At 69.5% G+C, this 20,806-nt stretch carries 21 protein-coding genes; 9 read left to right on the plus strand and 12 right to left on the minus strand.

All coding sequences use genetic code 11. The annotated features are described in order from the left end of the window. The 3 genes from IPV09_RS05715 to galK all read left to right on the plus strand — a co-directional run. On the plus strand, positions 1-3,544 hold a 3,544-nt coding region (locus tag IPV09_RS05715), incomplete at its 5' end, for a multifunctional oxoglutarate decarboxylase/oxoglutarate dehydrogenase thiamine pyrophosphate-binding subunit/dihydrolipoyllysine-residue succinyltransferase subunit (protein ID WP_207474276.1). A 1-nt stretch (position 3,545) separates the two neighbouring features. Then, on the plus strand, positions 3,546-3,725 hold the full coding sequence (locus tag IPV09_RS05720) for a DUF6104 family protein (protein WP_207474277.1): 180 nt from the start codon (positions 3,546-3,548) through the stop codon (positions 3,723-3,725). Beyond that, the gene (gene galK, locus IPV09_RS05725; RefSeq protein WP_207474278.1) at positions 3,722-4,930 is read left to right on the plus strand and encodes a galactokinase; all 1,209 of its coding nucleotides are present in this window, start codon (positions 3,722-3,724) and stop codon (positions 4,928-4,930) included. Before IPV09_RS05720 ends, galK begins: the two co-directional genes overlap by 4 nt. Before the next feature lie 9 nt (positions 4,931-4,939). Here galK and IPV09_RS05730 read toward each other — a convergent pair whose 3' ends face one another. After that, positions 4,940-5,338, minus strand: a complete 399-nt coding sequence (locus IPV09_RS05730) for a hypothetical protein (RefSeq protein WP_207474279.1) — start codon at positions 5,336-5,338, stop codon at positions 4,940-4,942. A gap of 239 nt (positions 5,339-5,577) precedes the next feature. On the opposite strand from IPV09_RS05730, the gene IPV09_RS05735 reads away from it, so the two are divergent. Further along, on the plus strand, positions 5,578-5,829 hold the full coding sequence (locus IPV09_RS05735) for a WhiB family transcriptional regulator (RefSeq protein ID WP_207474280.1): 252 nt from the start codon (positions 5,578-5,580) through the stop codon (positions 5,827-5,829). A gap of 15 nt (positions 5,830-5,844) precedes the next feature. Here the strand turns inward: IPV09_RS05735 and IPV09_RS05740 are convergent, their stop codons facing one another. After that, positions 5,845-7,299: a sensor histidine kinase gene (locus IPV09_RS05740; RefSeq protein WP_207474281.1), complete on the minus strand. Its 1,455-nt coding sequence runs from the start codon at positions 7,297-7,299 to the stop codon at positions 5,845-5,847. Between the two features lie 146 nt (positions 7,300-7,445). On the opposite strand from IPV09_RS05740, the gene IPV09_RS14610 reads away from it, so the two are divergent. Next, entirely contained in the window at positions 7,446-7,520 is a 75-nt protein-coding gene (locus IPV09_RS14610; protein WP_369797015.1) for a 50S ribosomal protein bL37, read from the plus strand. An 87-nt stretch (positions 7,521-7,607) separates the two neighbouring features. On the opposite strand, the gene IPV09_RS05745 is transcribed toward IPV09_RS14610, so the two are convergent. The 4 genes from IPV09_RS05745 to IPV09_RS05760 form a co-directional block, all read right to left on the minus strand. Next, positions 7,608-7,913 carry a zf-HC2 domain-containing protein gene (locus tag IPV09_RS05745; RefSeq protein WP_207474282.1) on the minus strand — a complete coding sequence of 102 codons (306 nt, stop codon included), beginning with the start codon at positions 7,911-7,913 and terminating at the stop codon, positions 7,608-7,610. A 6-nt stretch (positions 7,914-7,919) separates the two neighbouring features. Continuing rightward, positions 7,920-8,582, minus strand: a complete 663-nt coding sequence (locus IPV09_RS05750) for a sigma-70 family RNA polymerase sigma factor (RefSeq protein WP_207474283.1) — start codon at positions 8,580-8,582, stop codon at positions 7,920-7,922. Positions 8,583-8,714: 132 nt separating this feature from the next. Further along, positions 8,715-9,446: an alpha/beta family hydrolase gene (locus tag IPV09_RS05755; RefSeq protein ID WP_207474284.1), complete on the minus strand. Its 732-nt coding sequence runs from the start codon at positions 9,444-9,446 to the stop codon at positions 8,715-8,717. Further along, entirely contained in the window at positions 9,443-10,240 is a 798-nt protein-coding gene (locus IPV09_RS05760; protein WP_207474285.1) for an SOS response-associated peptidase, read from the minus strand. The genes IPV09_RS05755 and IPV09_RS05760 overlap by 4 nt, the downstream gene beginning before the upstream one ends. A 73-nt stretch (positions 10,241-10,313) precedes the next feature. On the opposite strand from IPV09_RS05760, the gene IPV09_RS05765 reads away from it, so the two are divergent. From IPV09_RS05765 to IPV09_RS05780, 4 genes are read left to right on the plus strand one after another with little or no spacing between them, the layout of a single operon-like run. Then, a complete protein-coding gene (locus IPV09_RS05765; RefSeq protein ID WP_207474286.1) occupies positions 10,314-10,892 on the plus strand; it encodes a DoxX family membrane protein in 579 nt (192 codons plus the stop codon). 8 nt (positions 10,893-10,900) lie between these two features. Next, on the plus strand, positions 10,901-12,238 hold the full coding sequence (gene aroA, locus IPV09_RS05770; protein ID WP_207474287.1) for a 3-phosphoshikimate 1-carboxyvinyltransferase: 1,338 nt from the start codon (positions 10,901-10,903) through the stop codon (positions 12,236-12,238). Further along, positions 12,235-13,299: a ribosome small subunit-dependent GTPase A gene (gene rsgA / locus IPV09_RS05775; protein WP_370590235.1), complete on the plus strand. Its 1,065-nt coding sequence runs from the start codon at positions 12,235-12,237 to the stop codon at positions 13,297-13,299. The genes aroA and rsgA overlap by 4 nt, the downstream gene beginning before the upstream one ends. Positions 13,300-13,309: 10 nt before the next feature. Continuing rightward, the gene (locus tag IPV09_RS05780; RefSeq protein WP_207474288.1) at positions 13,310-14,107 is read left to right on the plus strand and encodes an inositol monophosphatase family protein; all 798 of its coding nucleotides are present in this window, start codon (positions 13,310-13,312) and stop codon (positions 14,105-14,107) included. A 155-nt stretch (positions 14,108-14,262) separates the two neighbouring features. Here the strand turns inward: IPV09_RS05780 and serA are convergent, their stop codons facing one another. The 6 genes from serA to IPV09_RS05810 are packed head-to-tail and all read right to left on the minus strand — an operon-like array spanning position 14,263 to position 20,489. Next, positions 14,263-15,471 (minus strand): phosphoglycerate dehydrogenase, encoded by a 1,209-nt coding sequence (gene serA, locus IPV09_RS05785; protein ID WP_207474289.1) that lies wholly within the window; start codon positions 15,469-15,471, stop codon positions 14,263-14,265. Positions 15,472-15,482: 11 nt separating this feature from the next. Then, entirely contained in the window at positions 15,483-16,301 is an 819-nt protein-coding gene (locus IPV09_RS05790) for an ABC transporter ATP-binding protein (protein WP_207474290.1), read from the minus strand. Beyond that, positions 16,298-17,113, minus strand: a complete 816-nt coding sequence (locus tag IPV09_RS05795; RefSeq protein WP_207474291.1) for an ABC transporter ATP-binding protein — start codon at positions 17,111-17,113, stop codon at positions 16,298-16,300. The genes IPV09_RS05790 and IPV09_RS05795 overlap by 4 nt, the downstream gene beginning before the upstream one ends. After that, entirely contained in the window at positions 17,110-17,925 is an 816-nt protein-coding gene (locus tag IPV09_RS05800; protein ID WP_207474292.1) for an ABC transporter permease, read from the minus strand. Before IPV09_RS05800 ends, IPV09_RS05795 begins: the two co-directional genes overlap by 4 nt. Further along, entirely contained in the window at positions 17,922-18,962 is a 1,041-nt protein-coding gene (locus IPV09_RS05805; RefSeq protein ID WP_207474293.1) for an ABC transporter permease, read from the minus strand. Before IPV09_RS05805 ends, IPV09_RS05800 begins: the two co-directional genes overlap by 4 nt. A gap of 3 nt (positions 18,963-18,965) precedes the next feature. Next, positions 18,966-20,489, minus strand: a complete 1,524-nt coding sequence (locus IPV09_RS05810) for an ABC transporter substrate-binding protein (RefSeq protein WP_242681292.1) — start codon at positions 20,487-20,489, stop codon at positions 18,966-18,968. Between the last annotated feature and the right edge of the window lie 317 nt (positions 20,490-20,806).

A 20,806-nucleotide genomic window follows, 5' to 3' on the forward strand; every position in this document is an offset into this window, starting at 1 on the left:
GGCCCCAGCGCCGCAGGCACGGCCCGCTGCCACGTCGGCTGCCGCGTCGCGGTCCGCCCCTGCGGTTCCGAGCGGAGGGGCCTCCAAGGTCACCCCCGCCTCGCCGACCGCCAAGAAGGAGACCCCGCTCTCGGCCGACCGGCCCGACCCGAGCAAGCGCCCGGCGTCGACCTCGTCCGGCCCGGTCAACAAGGTCATGAAGGGTGCGCCGATGCGCACCGCCAAGAACATGGACGCCTCGCTGACCATGCCCACGGCGACCTCGGTGCGCGCGGTACCGATGAAGCTGGTCATCGACCAGCGCTCCATGATCAACAACTTCCTGCGCCGCTCCAAGGGCGGCAAGATCAGCTTCACCCACATCGTCGGGTACGCCATGGTGCAGGCCATCAAGGCCATCCCCGAGATGAACAACTCCTACGCCGAGATCGACGGCAAGCCGAACCTGGTGGTCAACGAGACCATCAACCTGGGACTGGCCATTGACCAGGTCAAGGCCGACGGCACCCGCCAACTGGTGGTGCCGGCCATCAAGGACGCCGGCAACCTGGACTTCGCCCAGTTCTGGGCGGCCTACGACGAGTTGGTCCGCAAGGCCCGCGGCAACAAGCTGGCCATCGAGGACTTCCAGGGCATCACCGCCTCACTGACCAACCCCGGCGGCATCGGCACCAACCACTCCGTCCCCCGGCTGATGAACGGCCAGGGCGTCATCCTGGGCATGGGGTCGATCGACTACCCGCCGGAGTTCCAGGGCAGCTCCCAGAGCCGCCTCAACGAGATGGGCGTCTCCAAGGTCACCACGCTGACCTCCACCTACGACCACCGCATCATCCAGGGCGCGCAGAGTGGTGAGTTCCTCAAGCGGATCCACGAGTTGCTGCTGGGTGCCGACGGCTTCTACGACGACATCTTCACCAGCCTGCGCATCCCCTACTCGCCGCTGCGCTGGGCCGACGACATCTCCGGCCACCGCACCACCCAGGTGCCCAAGGCGGCCCGCGTGGTCGAGCTCATCCAGGCCTACCGCCACGTCGGCCACCTGGCCGCCGACATCGACCCGCTGGAGTACCAGGCCCGCACCCACAAGGACCTCGAGCTGGACACCCACGGGTTGACGCTGTGGGACCTCGACCGTGAGTTCGCCGTGGGCCACTTCGGTGGCCAACGTCGCGCCTACATGACGCTGCGCGAGATCCTGGACATCCTGCGGGATTCCTACTGCCACACCCTGGGCATTGAGTACATGCACATTGCCGACCTCGAGGAGCGCGAGTGGTTCCAGGAGCGCTTCGAGCGCACCCACGCCCCGCTGCCCCGTGAGGAGCACCTGCGCATCCTCGACAAGCTGAACGAGGCCGAGATCTTCGAGACCTTCCTGCAGACGAAGTTCGTCGGCCAGAAGCGCTTCTCCCTCGAGGGCGGCGAGTCGGCGATCGTGGTGCTCGACGAGATCTGCGAGCGCGCCGCCGACGGTGACCTCGACGAGGTCGCCATCGGCATGCCGCACCGCGGACGGCTGAACGTGCTGGCCAACATCATCGGCAAGAACTACGGACAGATCTTCCGCGAGTTCGAGGGCAACATCGACCCCCGCAATTCCCAGGGCACCGGTGACGTGAAGTACCACCTGGGCGCAGAGGGCACCTTCACCGCCGCCACCGGGGCCACCGTGAAGGCGTCCGTGGCCGCCAACCCGTCCCACCTCGAGGCCGTCAACCCGGTCCTGGAGGGCATCGCCCGCGCCAAGCAGGACATGCTCGGCGGTGGTTTCGGCGTGCTGCCGATCCTGATGCACGGTGACGCCTCCTTCGCCGGACAGGGTGTGGTCTACGAAACCCTGCAGATGAGCCAGCTGCGTGGTTACACCACCGGTGGCACCGTCCACGTGGTGGTCAACAACCAGGTCGGCTTCACCACCTCGCCCGGGGAGTCGCGGTCCTCGACCTACTGCACCGACGTCGCCAAGACCATCCAGGCCCCCATCCTGCACGTGAACGGTGACGACCCGGACGCCTGCGTGCTGGCGGCCCGGTTGGCCTACGAGTACCGCCAGGCGTTCAACAAGGATGTGGTCATCGACCTCATCTGCTACCGCCGGCGCGGCCACAACGAGGGCGACGACCCCAGCTTCACCCAGCCCAAGATGTACGACCTGATCGAGCAGAAGCGCTCCACCCGCAAGTTGTACACCGAGTCGCTGATCGGCCGCGGCGACATCTCCATCGAGGACGCCGAGCAGGTCATGGACCGGTTCCGCAGCCGACTGGAGGACGTCTTCAAGGAGGCCCGCCAGGCCGCCGAACCGGACGACGACTACCGCAAGGTGCCGTTCTACCCGACCAAGACCTCCAGCACCGGGGGCACGGCCATCACCAGCGCCCAGTTGCAGGCCATCTCGAACGCGCACACCACCTTCCCCGAGGACTTCACCGTCCACCCGAAGGTGTTGCCCCAGCTGGAGCGTCGCGCCAAGCAGATCCTCGAGGGCCCCATCGACTGGGCCACCGCCGAGATGCTGGCCTTCGGTGCACTCCTGCTCGAGGGACGCCCGGTGCGCCTGGCCGGCCAGGACTCTCGACGCGGCACCTTCACCCAGCGCTTCGCCGCCGTCGTCGACCGGGTCACCAACGAGGAGTACCTGCCGCTGCGCCACATCAGCGACGACCAGGCCTCCTTCGAGGTCTACGACTCGCTGCTCAGCGAGTACGCCGCCATGGGCTTCGAGTACGGCTACTCCGTGGCCCGTCCCGACGCCCTGGTGCTGTGGGAGGCCCAGTTCGGTGACTTCGCCAACGGCGCCCAGACGATCATCGACGAGTTCATCAGCTCGGGCAACGCCAAGTGGACGCAGAAGTCGGGCGTCGTGCTGTTGTTGCCCCACGGCCATGAGGGCCAGGGGCCGGACCACAGCTCGGCACGGATCGAGCGCTGGCTGCAGTTGTGCAGCGAGAACGCGCTCGCGGTCTGCCAGCCGTCCTCGGCCGCCAGCCACTTCCACCTGCTGCGCCAGCACGCCTACGTCAACTGGCACCGTCCGGTGATGATCGCCACCCCCAAGTCGATGCTGCGCAACAAGCTCGCCGCCTCCCAGCCCGAGGAGTTCACCTCGGGCCGTTGGGAACCGGCCCTGGACGACCCCACCATCACCGACCCGGCCGCGGTGGAGCGCATCCTGCTCTGCTCGGGCAAGGTGCGGTGGGACCTGGTCGCCGAGCGCAAGAAGCTCGGCCTCGACGGCAGGGTCGCCATCGTCTCGCTGGAGCGGCTCTACCCGCTGCCCGACCAGGCACTGGCCCAGATCCTGAGCCGCTACCAGCACGTCACCGACATCACCTTCGTGCAGGACGAGCCCGAGAACCAGGGATCGTGGCAGTTCATGAAGCTGCGCCTGCCCGAAGCGGTCGCCCAGCACCTGCCGGGCTACCAGCTCGACATGAAGGTCGTCTGCCGCCCCTACGCGTCGGCTCCCTCGGTGGGCTCGATGAAGGCCCACAAGGAGCAGGAGGAGGACCTGATGCGTCGCGCCTTCGGGGGTCTGTGAGATGTACTTCACTGATCGCGGCATCGAGGAACTGGAGGCCCGCCGGGGCGACGAGCAGGTCTCGTTCGGCTGGCTGGCGGAGCAGTTGCGCACCTTCGTGGACGTGAACCCCGACTTCGAGGTGCCGGTGGAACGACTGGCCACATGGCTGGCCCGTCTGGACGACGAGGACGACGAATGAACCAGTCCCCCCGCGACGTGGTCGAGCACGGCGAGCGCCGCACGGCCCTGCATGATGCCTATGTCGAGCGGTGGGGCCAGCCCCCGGCTGGTGTCTGGGAGGCGCCGGGACGGGTCAACCTGATCGGTGAGCACACCGACTACAACGACGGTTTCGTGATGCCCTTCGCGCTGACCCGCTCAGCCATGCTGGCCGCCGCCCACCGCGACGACGACCGGGTGGTGGTGACCTCTGTCGACCTGGCCGAGACCACCGAGACCGCCCTGGACGAGCTGGCACCCTTCGACGCCCCCGACGCCCCGGCGCGGGTCTGGTCGGACTACCTGACCGGCTGCCTGTGGGCCCTGCGCGAGGCGGGCCACCGCATCGGCGGGGTGAACCTGGTGGTCGCCTCCACCGTGCCGATCGGCGCCGGCCTGTCGAGCTCGGCGGCCCTGGAGTGCGCCACCGTCGCGGCCATGTGCGACCTGTTCGGCCTGGAGATCAGCCCGATCGACCGGGCCCACCTGGCCCGTCGCGCCGAGAACGCCTACGTCGGGGCCCCCACCGGGTTGCTCGACCAGGCGGCCTCGACGCTGTGCACCAGCGGCCACACCCTGTTCATGGACTGCCGCAGCCTGGAGACGGCCCAGATTCCGATGGACCTGGCCGGTGCCGGTCTGGAGATCCTGGTGCTCGACACCCGGACCCCGCACAGCCACGTCGACGGCGAGTACGCAGCCCGACGGGCGGCGTGCGAGGAGGCGGCCGGGCTGCTGGGCCTGGACGCGCTGCGCGACGTCACCGACCTGGCCGCGGCCCTGGACCGGCTGGCCGCGGAGGGCGACCAGGGCGAGGAACTGGTACGCCGCACCCGCCACGTGGTGACCGAGAACGAGCGCGTACTCGAGGCCATCGACCTGGCTCGGGCCGGCAGCTTCGCCGAACTGGGACCGTTGCTGGACGCCTCCCACGTGTCCATGCGCGACGACTTCGAGATCACCGTGCCGACCGTCGACCTGGCCGTCGAGACGGCTCGCGAGCAGGGCGCCTTGGGTGCCCGGATGACCGGTGGCGGCTTCGGCGGTTGCATCATCGCCCTGGTTCCCGTGGGCACCGGGGACGCTGTGGGCCAGGCCATTGCCGCCGCCTTCGCGACCGCGGGTCATGGCGAGCCGGAGTGGTTCACGGCTGTCCCCTCCGCGGGTGCCCGACGGATCGCCTGAGTTCTGGGCTCAGACCCGGGACCGTGCGCCACGGCCCAGTTCGGCCCGGACGTCGGGCAGCAGCAGGCAGCCGACGGCCACCACCACCGGGATCAGGCCCAGCCACAGCCACCAGGCCTGGCTGCCGAGGGCGGTCGAGGCGATCACGCAGCCGTGCAGCACGTTGACCGCGACGATCGGTCCGTAGCCCAGTGGATGCTTGAGCCAGGCCAGCAGCGCGATGCCGGCGACCAGGGCGCCGTAGAGCAGCAACGACAGCCCCACCCCCAACGAGAAGCGTCCATGGCCCTGGCCCATGACCGTCACGGCCAGCCCGACCAGCAGCAGCGCGGCCAGCCCGGTCAGGACGACGGCGACGGTGAGTGGTGACGAATGACCGGTGCGTTCTGCTGACAATCCTCGGGACACGCGACTACTGTAGTCCTGACCCCGACACCGGGCGACAACCGATGAGGGCACCGATCCGGTGCCACCCCTTGATCATTGTCGGCCAGATGCCTAAACTGAATTGGTTCACCCTGCGCACCACACGTTGACTTCGCGGACAGATCGCGGACATGGCTGCAGGGTGGTCCACCGACTGGCCCATTTGGGGCTGGTCGGTTTCTGTGTGCAAACACACCACCGAATGATTGGAGAGCGAGTCCATGGACTGGCGCCACCGGGCTGCCTGCCTGACGGAAGACCCCGAGCTGTTCTTCCCGATCGGCAACACAGGACCTGCCATCCTCCAGATTGAGGAAGCCAAGAAGGTCTGCATGCGCTGCGAGGTGCGCGAGCCGTGCCTGGCGTGGGCGCTGGAGGCCGGTCAGGACCACGGCGTCTGGGGTGGACTCAGCGAGGACGAGCGGCGCGCCATGAAGCGCCGCCAGGCCCGCAGCCGCCTGCGCAACTCCTGACCCGCGGCCCCGGGCTCAGATCGGGATCCGAACCACCGCCCGGGCACCGGGCTCATCACCGGGATTGTTCGACAGGTCGAAGGTGCCGCCCAGGTCGCTGACCAGGGTCCGCACGATCGACAGGCCCAGACTCTTGGACCCATTGATGGCCTCGGGGTCGGTGATGCCCAACCCCTGGTCGATGACGGCCACCTCCAACTCCTTGTCCCGCCGGGTCGGGCGGACCGTCACGGTGCCTGTCGCTCGGCCCAGTCCGTGCTCGACGGCGTTCTGGCACAGCTCAGTGATCACCACCGACAGTGAGGTGGCGGTCCCCGCAGGCACCATGCCGAAGTCGCCGTCGCGGCGGGCGCGCACGTCATTGGTCGCGGCCGAGACGTCGCCCACCATCTGCAGGATCTTGTCGACCACGTCGTCGAAGGGCACGTCCTCGTCGAAGGTCCGCGACAGTATTTCGTGGACGACGGCAATCGCCTGCACGCGACCCATGGCGTCCTTGAGGGCGCGCTTGGCCTCCGGCGACTCGATCCTGCGGGCCTGCAGGCGCAGCAGCGCCGCCACCGTCTGCAGATTGTTCTTGACCCGGTGGTGGATCTCGCGGATGGTGGCGTCCTTGGTGACCAGCGCCCGGTCGCGGTGCCGTAGCTCGGTGGTGTCACTGCACATCACCATGGTGCCGCTGGGGCCCTCCAACCCGACCAATGGCACCACCCGGATGCGGCTGCTGGCCTCGTCGGTCTCCAGGTCGAACTCGCGCACCTGCTGACCCGTGAGGTCGCGGACGACGGTCTGGCCGATCTGCTTGGAGGAGTTCAGGATCTGCAGCGAGATCTGGCGCAGGTCCTCACCCTCCATGTCGCCGGCCCAGCCGAGCCGGCGGAAGACCGAGACCGCGTTCGGGGTGGCGTAGCTGATGATGCCGCTGACCGACAGCAGGATCATGCCGTCACCCACCTGGGGGCTGATCGACGGGTCCGAGGCGGGCTGCACCGGGTAGGTGGCCTGCCAGGCCATCACCGACAGGGCGTCGGCGGTCTCCAGGTAGGCGTCCTCGAGCGCGCCGGGGGCCCGCACACCCATCCGGTTGGTGTGGCGCTCAACGATGGCGATCACGCGTCCGTGCCGCAGGATGGGGATGGCCCACACGTCGACGGGGATGCCGGAGCGCAGCTGGTTGTCGCTGGTCTCGCAGATGGTCTCGCTGAGGAACGCCTCGGTGACCAGATGCTCGGGGTCGTAGTGGATGCTGTCGCCGACCACGTCGTCCTCCAGCGCGGTGGGGCCGGTGGACGGACGCGTCTGGGCCGCCGCCCAGAAGATCGACTCGTCGGCGTCGGGCACCCACAGGATCAGGTCCGAGAACGAGGTGTCAGCCAGCATCTGCCATTCGTTGACGAAGTCGCGCAGCCATTGCTGGTCCGATGGCTCAAGGGTGGTGTGGTCGAGCATCGACTGCGACAGCATGGACATGGCCTTCAGTCTAGGTGCGCGCCGAGCGGTGTCGGCACCGCCGCCACACCCGCGGTGGGGCTCGGGTTCGTGCTGGGGCCGCGAATCTGGCAGAATGGTCAGCCGTGCCGGGACTCGGCACTCACCACGATTTCTGGGAGGTCACGATGGGCAAGACCGGACGTAAGCGCCGCGCACGTCGCAAGAAGGGTGCGAACCACGGCAAGCGTCCCAACGCCTGACCGTCGTCACCCACACATGATGAAGGGCCCTCCCTGCGGGGGCCCTTTGTCATGTCTCCGGGAACTGGCCCGGGTTGGTCAAGCTGCTCAGTCGGTGGCGGGACGCACGGTGGTCACCGACGTGATCCGCATGCTCATCACGCGCAGCCGCAGCTCGTCAGGACAGGCCTGGGCCGGAAGGGCACGCTTGATGAGGTGCGCGATGGCGGCCTCGGCGTCGTAGGTGTCCAGACAGGACTCGCAGGCCTGCAGGTGCTCACGGATGATGTCGGCGGCGTCCTCGTCGAGTTCCTGGTGCAGGAACTCCTGGATGCGTGACAGGGCCGCCACGCAGGCGTCGTGCTCGTGCGGTTCGTCGCCACCGTGGTGGTGGTGCGCAACGTGGAGCGTCATGAACGCTCACTCCCCTTCGCTGGCGCCGGGGCCGATGCCCATGCTGGCGGCGTAGTCGGTGAGATGCTCGCGCAACTGCTTGCGTCCGCGGTTGATGCGGCTCATCACGGTGCCGATGGGGGTGCCCATGATCTCGGCGATCTCCTTGTAGGCGAACCCGTCGACATCGGCCAGGTAGACGGCCTCACGGAAATCGGGAGAGAGCCGCTGCATCGCGTCGACCACGATGGAGTCGGGCATCGCCTCCAGCGCCTCGACCTCGGCCGAACGCAGCCCGGTGGCTGAGTGCTCCGCGGCGGCGGCGATCTGCCAGTCCTCGACCTCGCCGTCCCCGCCGATCTTGGGTTGGCGCTGGGCCTTGCGGTAGGTGTTGATGTAGGTGTTGGTCAGGATGCGGTACAGCCAGGCCTTCAGGTTCGTGCCCGGGGTGAACTGGGCGAACGAGGCGTAGGCCTTGGCGTAGGTCTCCTGCACCAGGTCCTCGGCGTCGGCGGGCTTGCGCGTCATCCGCATCGCCGCGCCGTACAACTGGTCGATGTAGCCCATGGCGTCACGCTCGAAGCGTTCGGCGCGCTCGGCGTCGGTCTCGGTGTCCAGATCGACGACGGGCAGGTCAACTGCGGGCTCGTTGCCAGGCTGGGCCAACGGTTCAGCCGTTCCGACATTCATGAGCCAAGAGCCTAGCGCGCCGGTTCGCTCGGCAAGCCCGGCGGGTGGCCGGGCAGGGGTCAGGGTGGGGCTCATGTGCAGTGGAACGTCGCTGCCGGGTCGAGTTATTCCCCGCCGTCATCCCTCACCCCGTCACGCGCTCGCGGTTGGTGCGCTCCCCGTCGGCAGCATCACCCGCAGCGCAGGCAGCACCTGGTCGGCGAGCCACTGGCGGTGGGCGGCGGCGGGTCGCACCCGGGCCGGCACGGCCAGCGGATGGCCGGCGCCGGTGACCTCGACGACGCTGATGCCCTCCCCCGCGCCGGACGCGGTGACGGCGGCGGACAGCTCAGCGGCCGAGCCGAATGGGTCGCGGTCCCCCTGCAGCACCAGCACCGGAACGCTCGGCGTCAGTAGTTCCTCGAGCCGGCTGCGCTCGGGCTTGCCGGGCGGGTGCAGCGGGAAGGAGAGGGCAAGCACACCGACGGCATCCACGCTCTGCGCGGTGCGGCAGGCGACCCGGGCGCCGGCCGAGTGGCCGCCCTGGATGACCGGCACCCCGGCCAGGTCCAGCGCCGGGTCGTCCAGCAGTGCCGGCACCGCCGCCAGCCAGGCCTCGTCCAGGGTCGGCGGTCGGGTGGCGACCTTGCGTCCGGCCACCCGCCAGGGCTGCTCGAACCGGGCCACGGCCACGCCGTGGGCGGGCAGCAGGCTCGCCAGGGCGACCAGGTCAATGCCGTCGAGGCCGCCGCCGGCGCCGTGGCCCAGCAGGAGCAGCGCGGTCGCGGTGCCCTGGGTCGGTGAGAGCAACCACCGGCCCGGCCCCTGAGGCGTGTCCACGTCCAGGGTGAGGGGAGCCGCGGTGACGGGGGCCAGGTCGCTCACAGCGCCGGCTCCTGCTCGGCGGGCAGCGGCTCGACGAGTTCGGGGCCGTCATTGCCGACCGTACTGACCAGACGTGAGACGGCATGGGCGCTCATCTCCCCGGCGGCGGGGATGTGGACCAGGTCGGTGACGGCATCGGGATCAGTGAGCGACGGGTCCAGCCACGCGTCCCAGTGCTCGCGTGGCACCTGCACCGGCATCCGGTCGTGGATGACACCCAGGTCGTCGGTCGCGGTGGTGGTGATGATGCAGCAACTGGTCAGCCACGCCGTCGGGTCACCCTTCGCCTTGGCGGGGTCGCGCCAGAACTCGTAGAGCCCTGCCATCACCATCAGTGGCGTGGTCACCCCGGCGTCGCCGGCCGGTGCGCCGGACCCGGCCGGATGGATGTAGAAGGGCTGCTTGCGGGCGCCCTTGGCGGCATTCGGGGACGCGTACCACTCGTAGTAGCCATCGGCGGGGATCAGGCAGCGCCGCGACTGCAGCGCCTTGCGGAAGCTGGGCTTCTCGGCGACGGTCTCGAGGCGGGCATTGATCAGTCTGGCTCCCCCGCCGGGGTCCTTGGCCCAACTCGGCACCAGACCCCAGCGCAGACCGACCAGCTTGCGTCGGACGTGCTCGTCACGGGCACGTTCGAGGACCGCGGCCACCTGGTCGGTCGGCGCGATGTTCCAGCGCGGCTCGGTCCAGGGTTTCTGCGCGGTGCCGGTCGGCTCCGGTTCGACGACCTCGTCGACCTCGAAGACCTCGACCAACTGGTCCTGATGCCGGGAGGCGGCGTAACGACCACACATGGGGCGAGTGTACTCAGGTGAGATTGTGGCGGCGCCGACTGACATTGTCGGCGGTTCGCGGTAGAAATGACCCATGAGTCTTCTGCGATTTTTCGGACGTTCCGCGCTGGCCAGTTACTTCGTCTACGAAGGCGTCAAGGCGGTGACCAAGCCCGAGGAGCAGGTGGAGGCCGCTGAACCCATCGCCCAGAAGGTGGTGCCGCTGGCCCAGAAAGCCGTGCCCGCCTCGGTCGCCTCCTACGTGCCCGAACAGACCAAGACCCTGGTGCAGATCTCCGGCGCCGCCCAGGTCATCGGCGGTCTGGCCTTTGCGACTGGTTGGGGACGCCGCCTGGGCGCCGGCCTGATGGCACTCACCCAGGTGTCCCACGTCATTGCCTCGGTGCGCCAGCTCAACGACGGTGACAAGTCCGCCGGTCGTTCGGTGCTGCTGCGCAACGTCGCCCTGCTCGGCGCGGCCGTGCTGGCCGCCAAGGACACCCAGGGCAAGCCCGGCCTGGGCTGGCGCGCCGAGGATGCCAACAAGCGCATCTCCAAGGCCGCCGACCGCAAGGCCCGGTCCATCAGCAAGGACGCCGAGCGGCTCTCGCGCAAGGCCAAGAAGGAACTGCGCCACGCCAAGAAGCAACTCGAGTCCGGATTGGCGCACTGAACGCACAGATGACGAATTGGTCTGCCCCCACGCTCGCCGAGGGCGACGTGGTCGATGCCACTGTCGTGGTGCCTGGTTCCAAGTCCGAGACCAACCGCGCGCTGGTGCTGGCAGCGCTGGCCGACGGGCCGTCGGTCATCACCGGGGGTTTGTCCAGCCGTGACGCCGACCTGATGCGGGCCGCGCTGGCCCAACTCGGTGTCACCATCGAGGTCGCGGGGGACGCTTGGCACGTGACTCCCCCGTCGCGATTCACGATTCCGGCCGCACCGATCGATTGCGGCCTGGCCGGCACGGTGATGAGGTTCGTGCCGCCGATCGCCGCCCTGAACGGCGGTGCCACCACCTTCGTCGGCGACCCGCATGCCTCGGCCCGTCCGATGGGTCCGCTGTTGGACGCCCTGCAGCAACTGGGGGTGCGCTTCGATGCCCCCAACATTCCGTTCACCCAGGACGCCAGCGGCGGACTGTCGGGCAGTCGGGTGCAGATCGACTCGTCGACCTCCAGCCAGTTCATCTCGGCGCTGCTGCTGGTCGGTGCCCTGCTGCCCGAGGGCATCGAGGTCGTCCACGTGCCGTCCCAGCCAGGGGCCGACGTGCCGTCGCGGCCGCACATCGAGATGACCGTCACCATGCTGCGCCGCCACGGGGTCGAGGTCACCACCCCCGACCAGTTCACCTGGCAGGTCTCCCCCGGGGTGATCAACGCCACCGACGAACAGGTCGAGCCCGACCTCACCTCGGCAGCAGTCTTCCTGGCCGCGGCCGCGGTCACCGGTGGCACCGTCCGGGTTCCGGGCTGGCCGGCCCAGACCACCCAGGGCGGCGCCCACATCGTCGACGTGCTCACCCGGATGGGCGCCGAATGCTCCCTGGACGAGGTGGACGCCGGCGGCCATGGCACCCTCACCGCTCGCGGCACCGGCGTCCTGAGGGGCATCGGCACCGTCGACCTGCTCGCCTCCAGCGAACTCACCCCGGTGGTGGCCGCGCTGGCGGCACTGGCCGAGGGCACCACGAGAATCACCGGCGTCGCCCACATCCGCGGGCACGAGACCGACCGTCTCGCCGCCCTGGTCAACGAACTGGGTGCCATTGGTGCCGAGATCAGCGAGACCCCCGACGGTCTGCTCATCAACGGCCGCGGCCGCGCCGTGCTGCAGGGTGCAGCGCTCAAGGCCTACGCCGACCACCGCCTGGCCCACGTGGCCGCCATCGTCGGTCTGGCCGTACCCGGGGTCGAACTCGACGACATCGAGTGCACCTCGAAGACGATCGCCGACTTCCCGGGCATGTGGTCGCACCTGCTGGGACGTGCTGACGCGGCCGGAAGCGGCCGCGGGTGAGCCCGAAGATCCGCGGTGCGGCGTCGCGGAGCTTCCGCGATGACGACACCGATGCCTTTGACCGTCCGCGCCGCACCCGGCCGCGCACCAAGGATCGCCCGGACTTCTCGAAGTTGCCGCTGGGTCGGGTGATCACCGTCGACCGGGGCCGCTACCACTGCGCCCTGGTCAACGACGACGACCTGCTGCCGGTCGACCCGCCGGTGCAGGTGTTGGCCGCCAAGGCTCGCAACCTGGGCCGCAAGGCCGCCATCGTCGGTGACGTGGTGCATCTGGACGGTGACGTCACCGGCGAAGCGGGCACCCTGGCGCGCATCGTGGAGGTCACCGAACGCACCACCGTGCTGCGTCGTACCGCCGACGACGACGACCCCTTCGAGCGTCCGATCGTCGCCAACGCCGACCAGTTGATGATCGTCACCGCTCTGGCCGACCCGCCACCACGGGTGGGCATGATCGACCGGATGCTGGTGGCCGCCTTCGACGCCGGAATCCAGCCGATCCTGTGCCTGACCAAGGCCGACCTGGCCAGCCCGGACGCCCTGGTCGCCGCCTACCAGCCGCTGGACGTGCCCGTGGTCGTCACCCAACCCGGGTCCGACCTGGCCCAGATCCGTGAACTGCTCAACGACCACGTCACCGTCCTGGTGGGCCATTCCGGGGTGGGCAAGTCGACCCTGGTCAACGCGCTGATCCCCACGGCGCAGCGCTCGGTCGGTGTGGTCAACGACGTGACCGGCCGCGGTCGGCAGACCTCGACCTCGGTGATTGCCCTGGAGTTGCCCTCGGGTGCCGACGAGCAGGGCGGTGGTTGGGCGATCGACACCCCAGGGGTGCGGTCCTTCGGCCTGTCGCACGTCACCCCTGACACCATCCTGGCGGCGTTCGCCGACCTGGCCGGCTTCACCGAGGAGTGTCCGCGCGGGTGCCGACACACCAGCACCGAACCGGAGTGCGGGCTGGACGCCGCCGCGGCGCGCGGGGAACTGCCGCTGCCCCGGCTGGAGTCGTTCCGGAGGATGGAGCGAGCCGGACGCGAGGATCCGGGTCGTGACCGCTAGGCTCGCGAGCATGGGCAGCCCCGACCACACCGATGACCTGAGACTGGCGCACATGCTCGCCGACGACTCCGACTCGATCACCATGAGTCGGTTCAAGGCGGGCGACCTGGCGGTCTCGACCAAGCCCGACATGACCGAAGTCACCGACGCCGACGTGGCTGTCGAGGAGGCAATCCGTCGCACCCTGTCCAAGGCCCGCCCCCGCGACGCCGTCCATGGTGAGGAGGGCGCCGACACCGGTTGGGGTCCTCGCCGCTGGGTGATCGACCCCATCGACGGCACCCGCAACTTCGTCCGCGGGGTGCCGGTGTGGGCCACCCTGGTCGGGCTGATGGTCGAGGGTCGGGTCGTCGCCGGTGTCGTCTCGGCGCCAGCCCTGGGCCGCCGTTGGTGGGCCCACGAGGGCGGTGGCGCGTTCACCGGCCCGTCGCTGCTGCGCGGCCAGCGGATCAAGGTCTCGCAGGTCGCCAAGCTCGAGGACGCCTCGATGAGCTACTCCTCGGTTGGCGGCTGGGTCGACTCCGGTCGCGGGCAGGCGTTCGTGAACCTGCTGCGCGACTGCTGGCGCACCCGGGCCTATGGAGACTTCTGGAGCTACATGCTGGTCGCCGAGGGCGCCGTTGACCTGGCCCTGGAGCCTGAGTTGGCACTGCATGACATGGCCGCACTCGACATCATCGTGCGTGAGGCCGGCGGCCGCTTCACCAACATCAATGGTGAGGACGGCGTGGCCGGCCCCGGCGCGCTGTGCAGCAATGGCCTGCTGCACCCCGACCTGGTGGAGCGGTTGGCCCTCGACCAGGACTGAGCCCAGCGGGGCAGGCTGGGGCACACGGCAGGACGCTGGCCAACCCATGACGACACCTGCGACGGTTCCGTGCAGTTGCACGGCTTCAAGCGCTGCAGGAGCACCCAACTGCCGCAGCTGACGTCCACGGGCGCCGCAGGTGACGACCGGGGCAATCAGGCGTCGATGACCCGCACCTTGACGGTGCCGGGAACCCCCCGCAGCTCGGCCTCGAGGTTCGAGGCGGCCGCGTCATGGGCCAGCCGGATGTCGGTGACCGCGTAGCCGAGGTTGCCGCGGGTGCCCAGGGTCTGGGACTCGACGTTGGCACCGTGGTTGGAGAACACCTGGTTGAGCCCGGCCATGACGCCGGGAATGTTGCGGTGCAGGTGGACGACGCGCACCGCGCCGGGGCCCTGGGTGCCGACCGTGGGCAGGTTGACGCTCATCAGCGTCGAGCCGGTGGTGACGTAGTCGACCAGCTTGCCGGCGACGAAGCGGCCGATGTCCTCCTGGGCCTCCTGGGTGGAGCCACCGACGTGCGGGGTCAGGATGACGTTGGGCAGGCCCTGCAGTTCGCTGACGAAGGGGTCGCCGGCGGTCTTGGGCTCCTGCGGGAACACGTCGATGGCCGCCCCGGCCAGGTGGCCCGAGGTGAGGTGCTGGTGCAGCGCGTGGTGGTCGACGACCATGCCTCGGCACAGGTTCAGGAACAGCGAGCGGGGACGCATCTTGGCGAACTCGGCCTCGCCGAAGAAGCCGGCGTTGCCGGGACGACCGTCGACGTGCAGCGAGACGGTCTCGGACTCGGCCAGCAGTTCGTCCAGGGAGTGGGCCCGCCGGGCATTGCCCAGGGCCAGCTTGTCGGCAATGTCGTAGAACATGACGCGCATGCCCAGCGCCTCGGCCACGATCGACAGCTGCGAGCCGATGTTGCCGTAACCGACGATCCCCAGGGTGCGTCCCCGGACCTCGTGGGAGCCCTTGGCCGACTTGTCCCAGATGCCGGCATGCATCTTGGCGTTCTTGTCAGTCAGGTGGCGGGCCAGCGAGATGATCTCGGCGATGGTCAGCTCGACGACCGAACGGGTGTTGCTGAACGGGGCGTTGAAGGCGGCGACCCCGTGGGCCGCCGCCGAGCCGAGGTCGATCTGGTTGGTGCCGATGCAGAACGCGCCGACCGCCTTCAGGTCATTGCCGCAGGCCTCCAGCACCTTGTCGGTGACGTGGGTGGCCGATCGGATGCCGAGCACGTCGACGCCGCGCAGCGCCTCGACCAGGTCGTCCTCCCCCAGGGCGCCGGGACGGGTCTCGACCTCGAAGCCGGCCTCTTCGAGGACACGGATGCCCTCGGAATGGATGTTCTCAAGCAGGAGTGCCTTCACGAGGGGCAATGCTAGTGCGCCGGGCCCGCCAACCCGTCATCGTCCATGTTCGGTCCGGGTGTGGGCAGGGTCGGCATGGCTGCGATGAGTTCGGCGGTGTAGGGGTGCTGGGGGCGGTCGAAGATGTCGGCGACCGGCCCGTCCTCGACGATCTGGCCGGCCCGCAGCACCACCACCCGGTCGCAGACGTGGCGGATGACGCCCAGGTCGTGGCTGACCATCAGCAGGGTGATGTCCTGGCTGGCGATCAGTTCGGTGAACACGTTGAGGATCTGGGCCCGCACCGACACGTCCAGCGCTGAGACCGGTTCGTCGCCGATCAGCACGCTGGGGCGCGGGGCCAGGGCCCGGGCGATGGCGATGCGCTGGCGCTGCCCGCCGCTGAACTCGTGCGGGAACCGGTCGCCCCAGTCGGGGTCGAGACCGACCTGGCCCATCACCTGCCCAAAGCGCTGCCCGTGGTCGGTGGGTGCGTCGCCGGCGCGGCGCAGCAGCCGGGAGCGCAGCGGTTCGGTGACGATGCGGCGCACGCGCATCCGGGGGTCAAGCGAACTGCGGGGGTCCTGGAAGACGACCTGCACCTGTGAGGCGAGCTGGGGACGCACCGCCCGTGAGGTCACCGGCTGCCCACGGAACAGCACCTGCCCGCGGGTGGGTCGGTCCAGGCCGGTGAGCATCCGGATGAGGGTGGTCTTGCCGGAGCCCGACTCCCCCACCACGCCAAGCTGGGTGCCCTCGTCGATGGCCAGGCTGACGTCGTCCAGGGCGCGGGTGGTTTGGCCGCCCCGGGTGTAGTGGCGGCTGACGTGGTCGAGGGTGAACAGGCTCACAGGAAGTCCTCCAGCACCGGCAGTCGGCTGCCGGGTGGGACGCCGTCGAGGCGGGCGGTGGCGACCAGTCCGCGGGTGTAGCCCTCGCGGGGTCGGGTGAGCAGGTCGGCGACGCTGCCCTGCTCGACCAGCCGGCCCTCGCGCATCACCAGCAGCCGGTCGACCATCCGGGAGACGATGGCCAGGTCGTGGCTGATGAACAGGCAGGCGGCGCCGGAGGCGGTGAGGCGTTCGTCCAGGGTGCGCAGCACGGTGGCCTGCACGGTGACGTCCAGGGCGGTGGTGGGCTCGTCGCAGATCAGCAGGCTGGGGTCGTTGATCAGGGCCATGGCCATCAGCACCCGCTGGCGCTGCCCGCCCGACAGCTGGTGGGGGTAGGAGTCGGCGATGCGGGCGGGGTCGCTGATGCCGACCTGGCCGAGCATGGCGAGCACCCGGTGGCGGGTGTCGTGGGCGCTCAGCCGGTGCAGCCGCAGCGACTCGGCGACCTGGCGGCCGGCGCGCATGGTCGGGTCCAGCGCGGTCAGCGGCTCCTGGAAGACCATGCTGAGCAGGTCACCGCGCAGTCGGGACAGGTCCCGGTCGCCCAGCCCCAGCAGCTCGCGTCCCCACAATCGGATCGACCCGCTGACGTGCGCGTTGTCTGGCAGCAGCCCCATGATGGCCAGGGCCGTCACCGACTTGCCCGAGCCGGACTCGCCGATCAGTCCGAGGCGTTGGCCCTCATCGAGGGTGAAGCTGAGGTCGTGGACGGCCACGGCCCGCGAACGGCCGAACTCGACGTGCAGGTCGCGGACTTCGAGCAGGCTCATGAGACCTCCCGCAGCAGCGGGTCGAGCCGGTCGCGCAGGCCGTCGCCCAGCAGGTTGAAGCCGAGCACGGCCAGTCCGATGGCCAGCGCCGGCCAGACGGTGAGCGACGGGCTGGTGTAGATGTGGCGCTGGGCGTCGAAGACCATCCGTCCCCAGGTCGGGGTGCTGGCCGGTGCCCCCAGCCCCAGGTAGCTGAGCGCGGCCTCGGCCAGGATGGCCATGGCGAAGCTGACCGATGCCTGCACCCCGAGCAGCGGGGCAATGTTGGGCAGGACGTGGGTGGCGCCGATGGCCGGCCAGCCGATGCCGGAGACCCGGGCCGAGGCGACGTAATCGCGGGTCATGGCCAGCAGGGTGCCCGCCCGGGTCATCCGGACGAAGACGGGGATGGTCGCCACTCCGATGGCCACCATGGCGGTGACGGTGGAGGCGCCGACGGCGGCGGCCAGCAGGATCGCCAGCAGCAGCGCCGGGAAGGCGTAGAACAGGTCGGTGACCCGCAGCAGCAGCCGCGACCACCAGGTCTGGTGCGCCATCCCGATGACCAGGCCCAGCGGAATGCCGACCAGGCTGGCGATCGCGACCGCGATCACTCCCACCTGAAGGCAGCTGGCCGCACCCGCCATGATCTTGCTGAGGATGTCGATGCCGTAGGGGTCGGTGCCCAGTGGGTGGGTCCAGGACGGGGCGAGCAGCGCCTTGCGGGTCTCGACCCGGACCGGGTCGTGGGGCGTCCAGAAGGCGGCGACCAGGGCGACCAGCACCAGCGCGCCGACCAGGACGATGCCTGCCCACAGCGTGAAACGCTTCATGGCTGCCGTCCGGGTACCTCGACGGGAGCGCCCACGATGGCGTGTGGAACGCCATCGGTCGCGGGTGTCGGGCCGCTCGACGACCCGCCGGTGCGCAGCCGCGGGTCGAGGGCCAGGTAGAGCAGGTCGACCACGGCGTTGATCACCAGCACGGCGGCGACCAGCAGCATCACGATGCCCTGCACGGTGAGCAGGTCGCGCTGGTTGACCGCGGTCATCAACTGCGAACCCAGGCCGGGCAGCACGAAGACGTTCTCGATGACGATGGCGCCGACCAGCAGCGAGACCAGCTGCAGCCCCAGCACGGTGATGATCGACAGCCCCGCGGGGCGCAGGCCGTGGCGCAGGACGGCCGCCAGCCTGGTCCAGCCGATGGCGCGGGCGGTGCGCAGGTGGTCCTCGCCGAGCACCTCGACGAAGGCCGAACGGACGTAGCGGGTCAGCAGGGCACCCTGCACCAGGCCCAGGGCCACCACCGGAAGCACCAGGTGGCGGGCCCACTCGACCGGGTCGACCACCAGCGCCACGAATCCGTTGGCGGGCAGCACCCGCAACTGGACGGCGAACACGACGACCAGCAGAAGGCCGGCCAAGAACGCGGGGATGGACATGCCGAGGTGGCTGGTGGCATTCACGATGACCCCGTCGGCGTGGCGGCGGCGCATCGCCGACCACAGTCCCAGCGGTAGGGCGACCAGCAGCGAGAGGATGGTGCCGAACAGCACCAGCCAGGTGGTGACCCCCAGTGGTCCGCGGATCAGCGCCCAGACCGGGCGTCCCGACAGGGCCGAGACGCCCAGGTCGCCGCGGGCGAACCCGGCCAGCCATTCGCCGTAACGGACGTACCACGGTCGGTCGAGACCCAGCTCGGCGCGCAGGACCGCCAGACGCTCCGGGGTGGCAGAGGTGCCGAGGATCGCTTCGGCCAGGTCACCGGGCAGCGTCTGGATGACCAGGAAGACGACCAGGGAGCTGGCCAGCAGGCTGGCGACCAGGGTCGCGAGCCGGACGAGCCATGCCCGCGCCACGGGGTGCATGGATCAGCTGGACCGGGTGGCGACCGAGGTCAGGTCGAAGCTCAGCGAGGGCGCGTTGTTGCCGATGCCACTGACGGTGCTCTTGGTGACGACCAGGCTGGGCAACAGGAACAGGAAGTCGGCCACGGCGTCGTCGGAGAGCAGCTTGGCGGCCTGCTTCATCAACTCGTAGGCCTTTGTCTGTTCGGCGGCGGCGGCCTCGGCGATCAGACGCTGGAAGTCGGGGTTGTCGTACTTCCAGTAGTAGCCCTTGTTGGCCCAGTTGACGATGTCGCGAGCCTCGACGTGGGCGACGATGGTCATGTCGTACTGGGCGTTGACGAAGACCTCGTTGATCCAGCGGGTGAAGTCGATCTCTTCGACGGTGACGGTGATGCCGACGTCGTTGAGCTGACTCTTGATGACGGTCGCGGCGCCAGGCCCGTAGGGCAGGGTCGGCACCCGCAGTTTCAGGGTCAGGCCGGTGGCGTGGCCCGCGTCGGCCAGCAACTGCTTGGCCTTGGCTGGGTCAAAGGGGTAGGTCTCGGACAGGTCCTCGTACCACGGGTCGCTGGGCGGCACCATGGAGCCGATCATCTGCCCCTTGCCTCCCCAGACCGTGTCGACCAGGCCCTGGCGGTCGATGGCGTGGTTGATGGCCTGGCGCACCTGCTTCTTGGCCAGGGCAGGGTTGGTGTGGTTGAAGCCGAGGACGACCTCGCCAGTGGTGAAGCCCTCCAGGACGGTGTACCGCTCGTCGGCGAACTGGTCGAGCGCCTGCGGGGCGGCCAGGTTGCTGATCACGTCAAGGTCCCCGGCCAGCATGGCGGAGTTCATCGCGTTGGGGTCGGTGAAGTAGCGGAAGACGATGGTGTCGACGCGCTGCGGGGTGCCCCAGTACTTCTCGTTGCGCTTCAGCGTGATCGAGGTGCCGCGCTGGTGGCTGTCGAAGACGTAGGGGCCCGAACCCATCGGGGCATCGGCCATGGTCTCGTGGCCGGCGGGGTCGACGATGATGCCGCCGGTGGAGGTCATGTCGTAGAGCCACAGCAGGCTGGGGGCGGTGAGCTTGACGATGACCGTCAGGGCGCCCTCGGCGGTGACCGACTCGATCTGGTCCATGGCGCGCGCCACCGACGTGTTCGGGCTCTTGGCGGCCCGCAGGAACTCGATGCTCGCCACCACGGCGGCCGCGTCCAGCGGGGTGCCGCTGGCGAAGGTAGTGGCCTCGTGCAGGGTGAACCGGTAGGTCAGCCGGTCCTCGGAAATGGTCCAGGCGGAGGCAAGCAAACCGCGCAGCTCGCCGTTGTTGTCGACCTTCACCAGCGTCTCGTAGACGTTGTACAGCAGCACCTGGGGAATCGCGGCCTGCGCGTTGGCGACCGGGTCGAGCACCTGGGGTTCGTCGGAGGCGCCCACGGAGATCTCGCGGCTGCCCTCGGGGGTCTGCCCGGGCAGGTCGTTGTCGAGGCACCCCGCGAGCAGCGGCACGCTGGCCGCGGCCCCACCGAGCGCGAGCAGGTGGCGACGATTCATTTCCAGGGACATTCGTGGCTCCAGGTTCGCAAGGACCATAGCGACGGTCCCGTCCATGACCCCACGAGTGTAGCGGGACAGGCTGAGTGTGGCCTGATAGGACGGTTCGCCCGGGGCGAACCTTGGGGTGGATGGCGGGTTGTTGTGGGGCTTGGGGAGCCGGACATCCGATCGTGCGGGGTGAGGGGCCCGAGGGCCGGACATCGTGGCACGGGTGGCAGGACGCCGGCAGCGGGGCACGCTCCAGGACCGCCTCGTCCGGTCGATCGAGGGGTCTCGCAGGACATCGTGGCGTGGGTGGCAGGACGTCCGGTTGATCGGGGCGTCTC

It is taken from the genome of Tessaracoccus sp. SD287 (genome assembly GCF_017355265.1).
Classification (GTDB): Bacteria; Actinomycetota; Actinomycetes; order Propionibacteriales; family Propionibacteriaceae; genus Aestuariimicrobium.

Coding starts and splice junctions, on each gene's coding strand:
- IPV09_RS05720 (WP_207474277.1), top strand. CDS start 3,546: ATGTACTTCACTGATCGCGGCATCGAGGAACTGGAGGCCCGCCGGGGC.
- galK (WP_207474278.1), top strand. CDS start 3,722: ATGAACCAGTCCCCCCGCGACGTGGTCGAGCACGGCGAGCGCCGCACG.
- IPV09_RS05735 (WP_207474280.1), top strand. CDS start 5,578: ATGGACTGGCGCCACCGGGCTGCCTGCCTGACGGAAGACCCCGAGCTG.
- IPV09_RS05740 (WP_207474281.1), bottom strand. CDS start 7,299: ATGTCCATGCTGTCGCAGTCGATGCTCGACCACACCACCCTTGAGCCA.
- IPV09_RS05745 (WP_207474282.1), bottom strand. CDS start 7,913: ATGACGCTCCACGTTGCGCACCACCACCACGGTGGCGACGAACCGCAC.
- IPV09_RS05750 (WP_207474283.1), bottom strand. CDS start 8,582: ATGAATGTCGGAACGGCTGAACCGTTGGCCCAGCCTGGCAACGAGCCC.
- IPV09_RS05760 (WP_207474285.1), bottom strand. CDS start 10,240: ATGTGTGGTCGTTACGCCGCCTCCCGGCATCAGGACCAGTTGGTCGAG.
- IPV09_RS05765 (WP_207474286.1), top strand. CDS start 10,314: ATGAGTCTTCTGCGATTTTTCGGACGTTCCGCGCTGGCCAGTTACTTC.
- aroA (WP_207474287.1), top strand. CDS start 10,901: ATGACGAATTGGTCTGCCCCCACGCTCGCCGAGGGCGACGTGGTCGAT.
- IPV09_RS05780 (WP_207474288.1), top strand. CDS start 13,310: ATGGGCAGCCCCGACCACACCGATGACCTGAGACTGGCGCACATGCTC.
- IPV09_RS05795 (WP_207474291.1), bottom strand. CDS start 17,113: ATGAGCCTGCTCGAAGTCCGCGACCTGCACGTCGAGTTCGGCCGTTCG.
- IPV09_RS05800 (WP_207474292.1), bottom strand. CDS start 17,925: ATGAAGCGTTTCACGCTGTGGGCAGGCATCGTCCTGGTCGGCGCGCTG.
- IPV09_RS05805 (WP_207474293.1), bottom strand. CDS start 18,962: ATGCACCCCGTGGCGCGGGCATGGCTCGTCCGGCTCGCGACCCTGGTC.
- IPV09_RS05810 (WP_242681292.1), bottom strand. CDS start 20,489: ATGTCCCTGGAAATGAATCGTCGCCACCTGCTCGCGCTCGGTGGGGCC.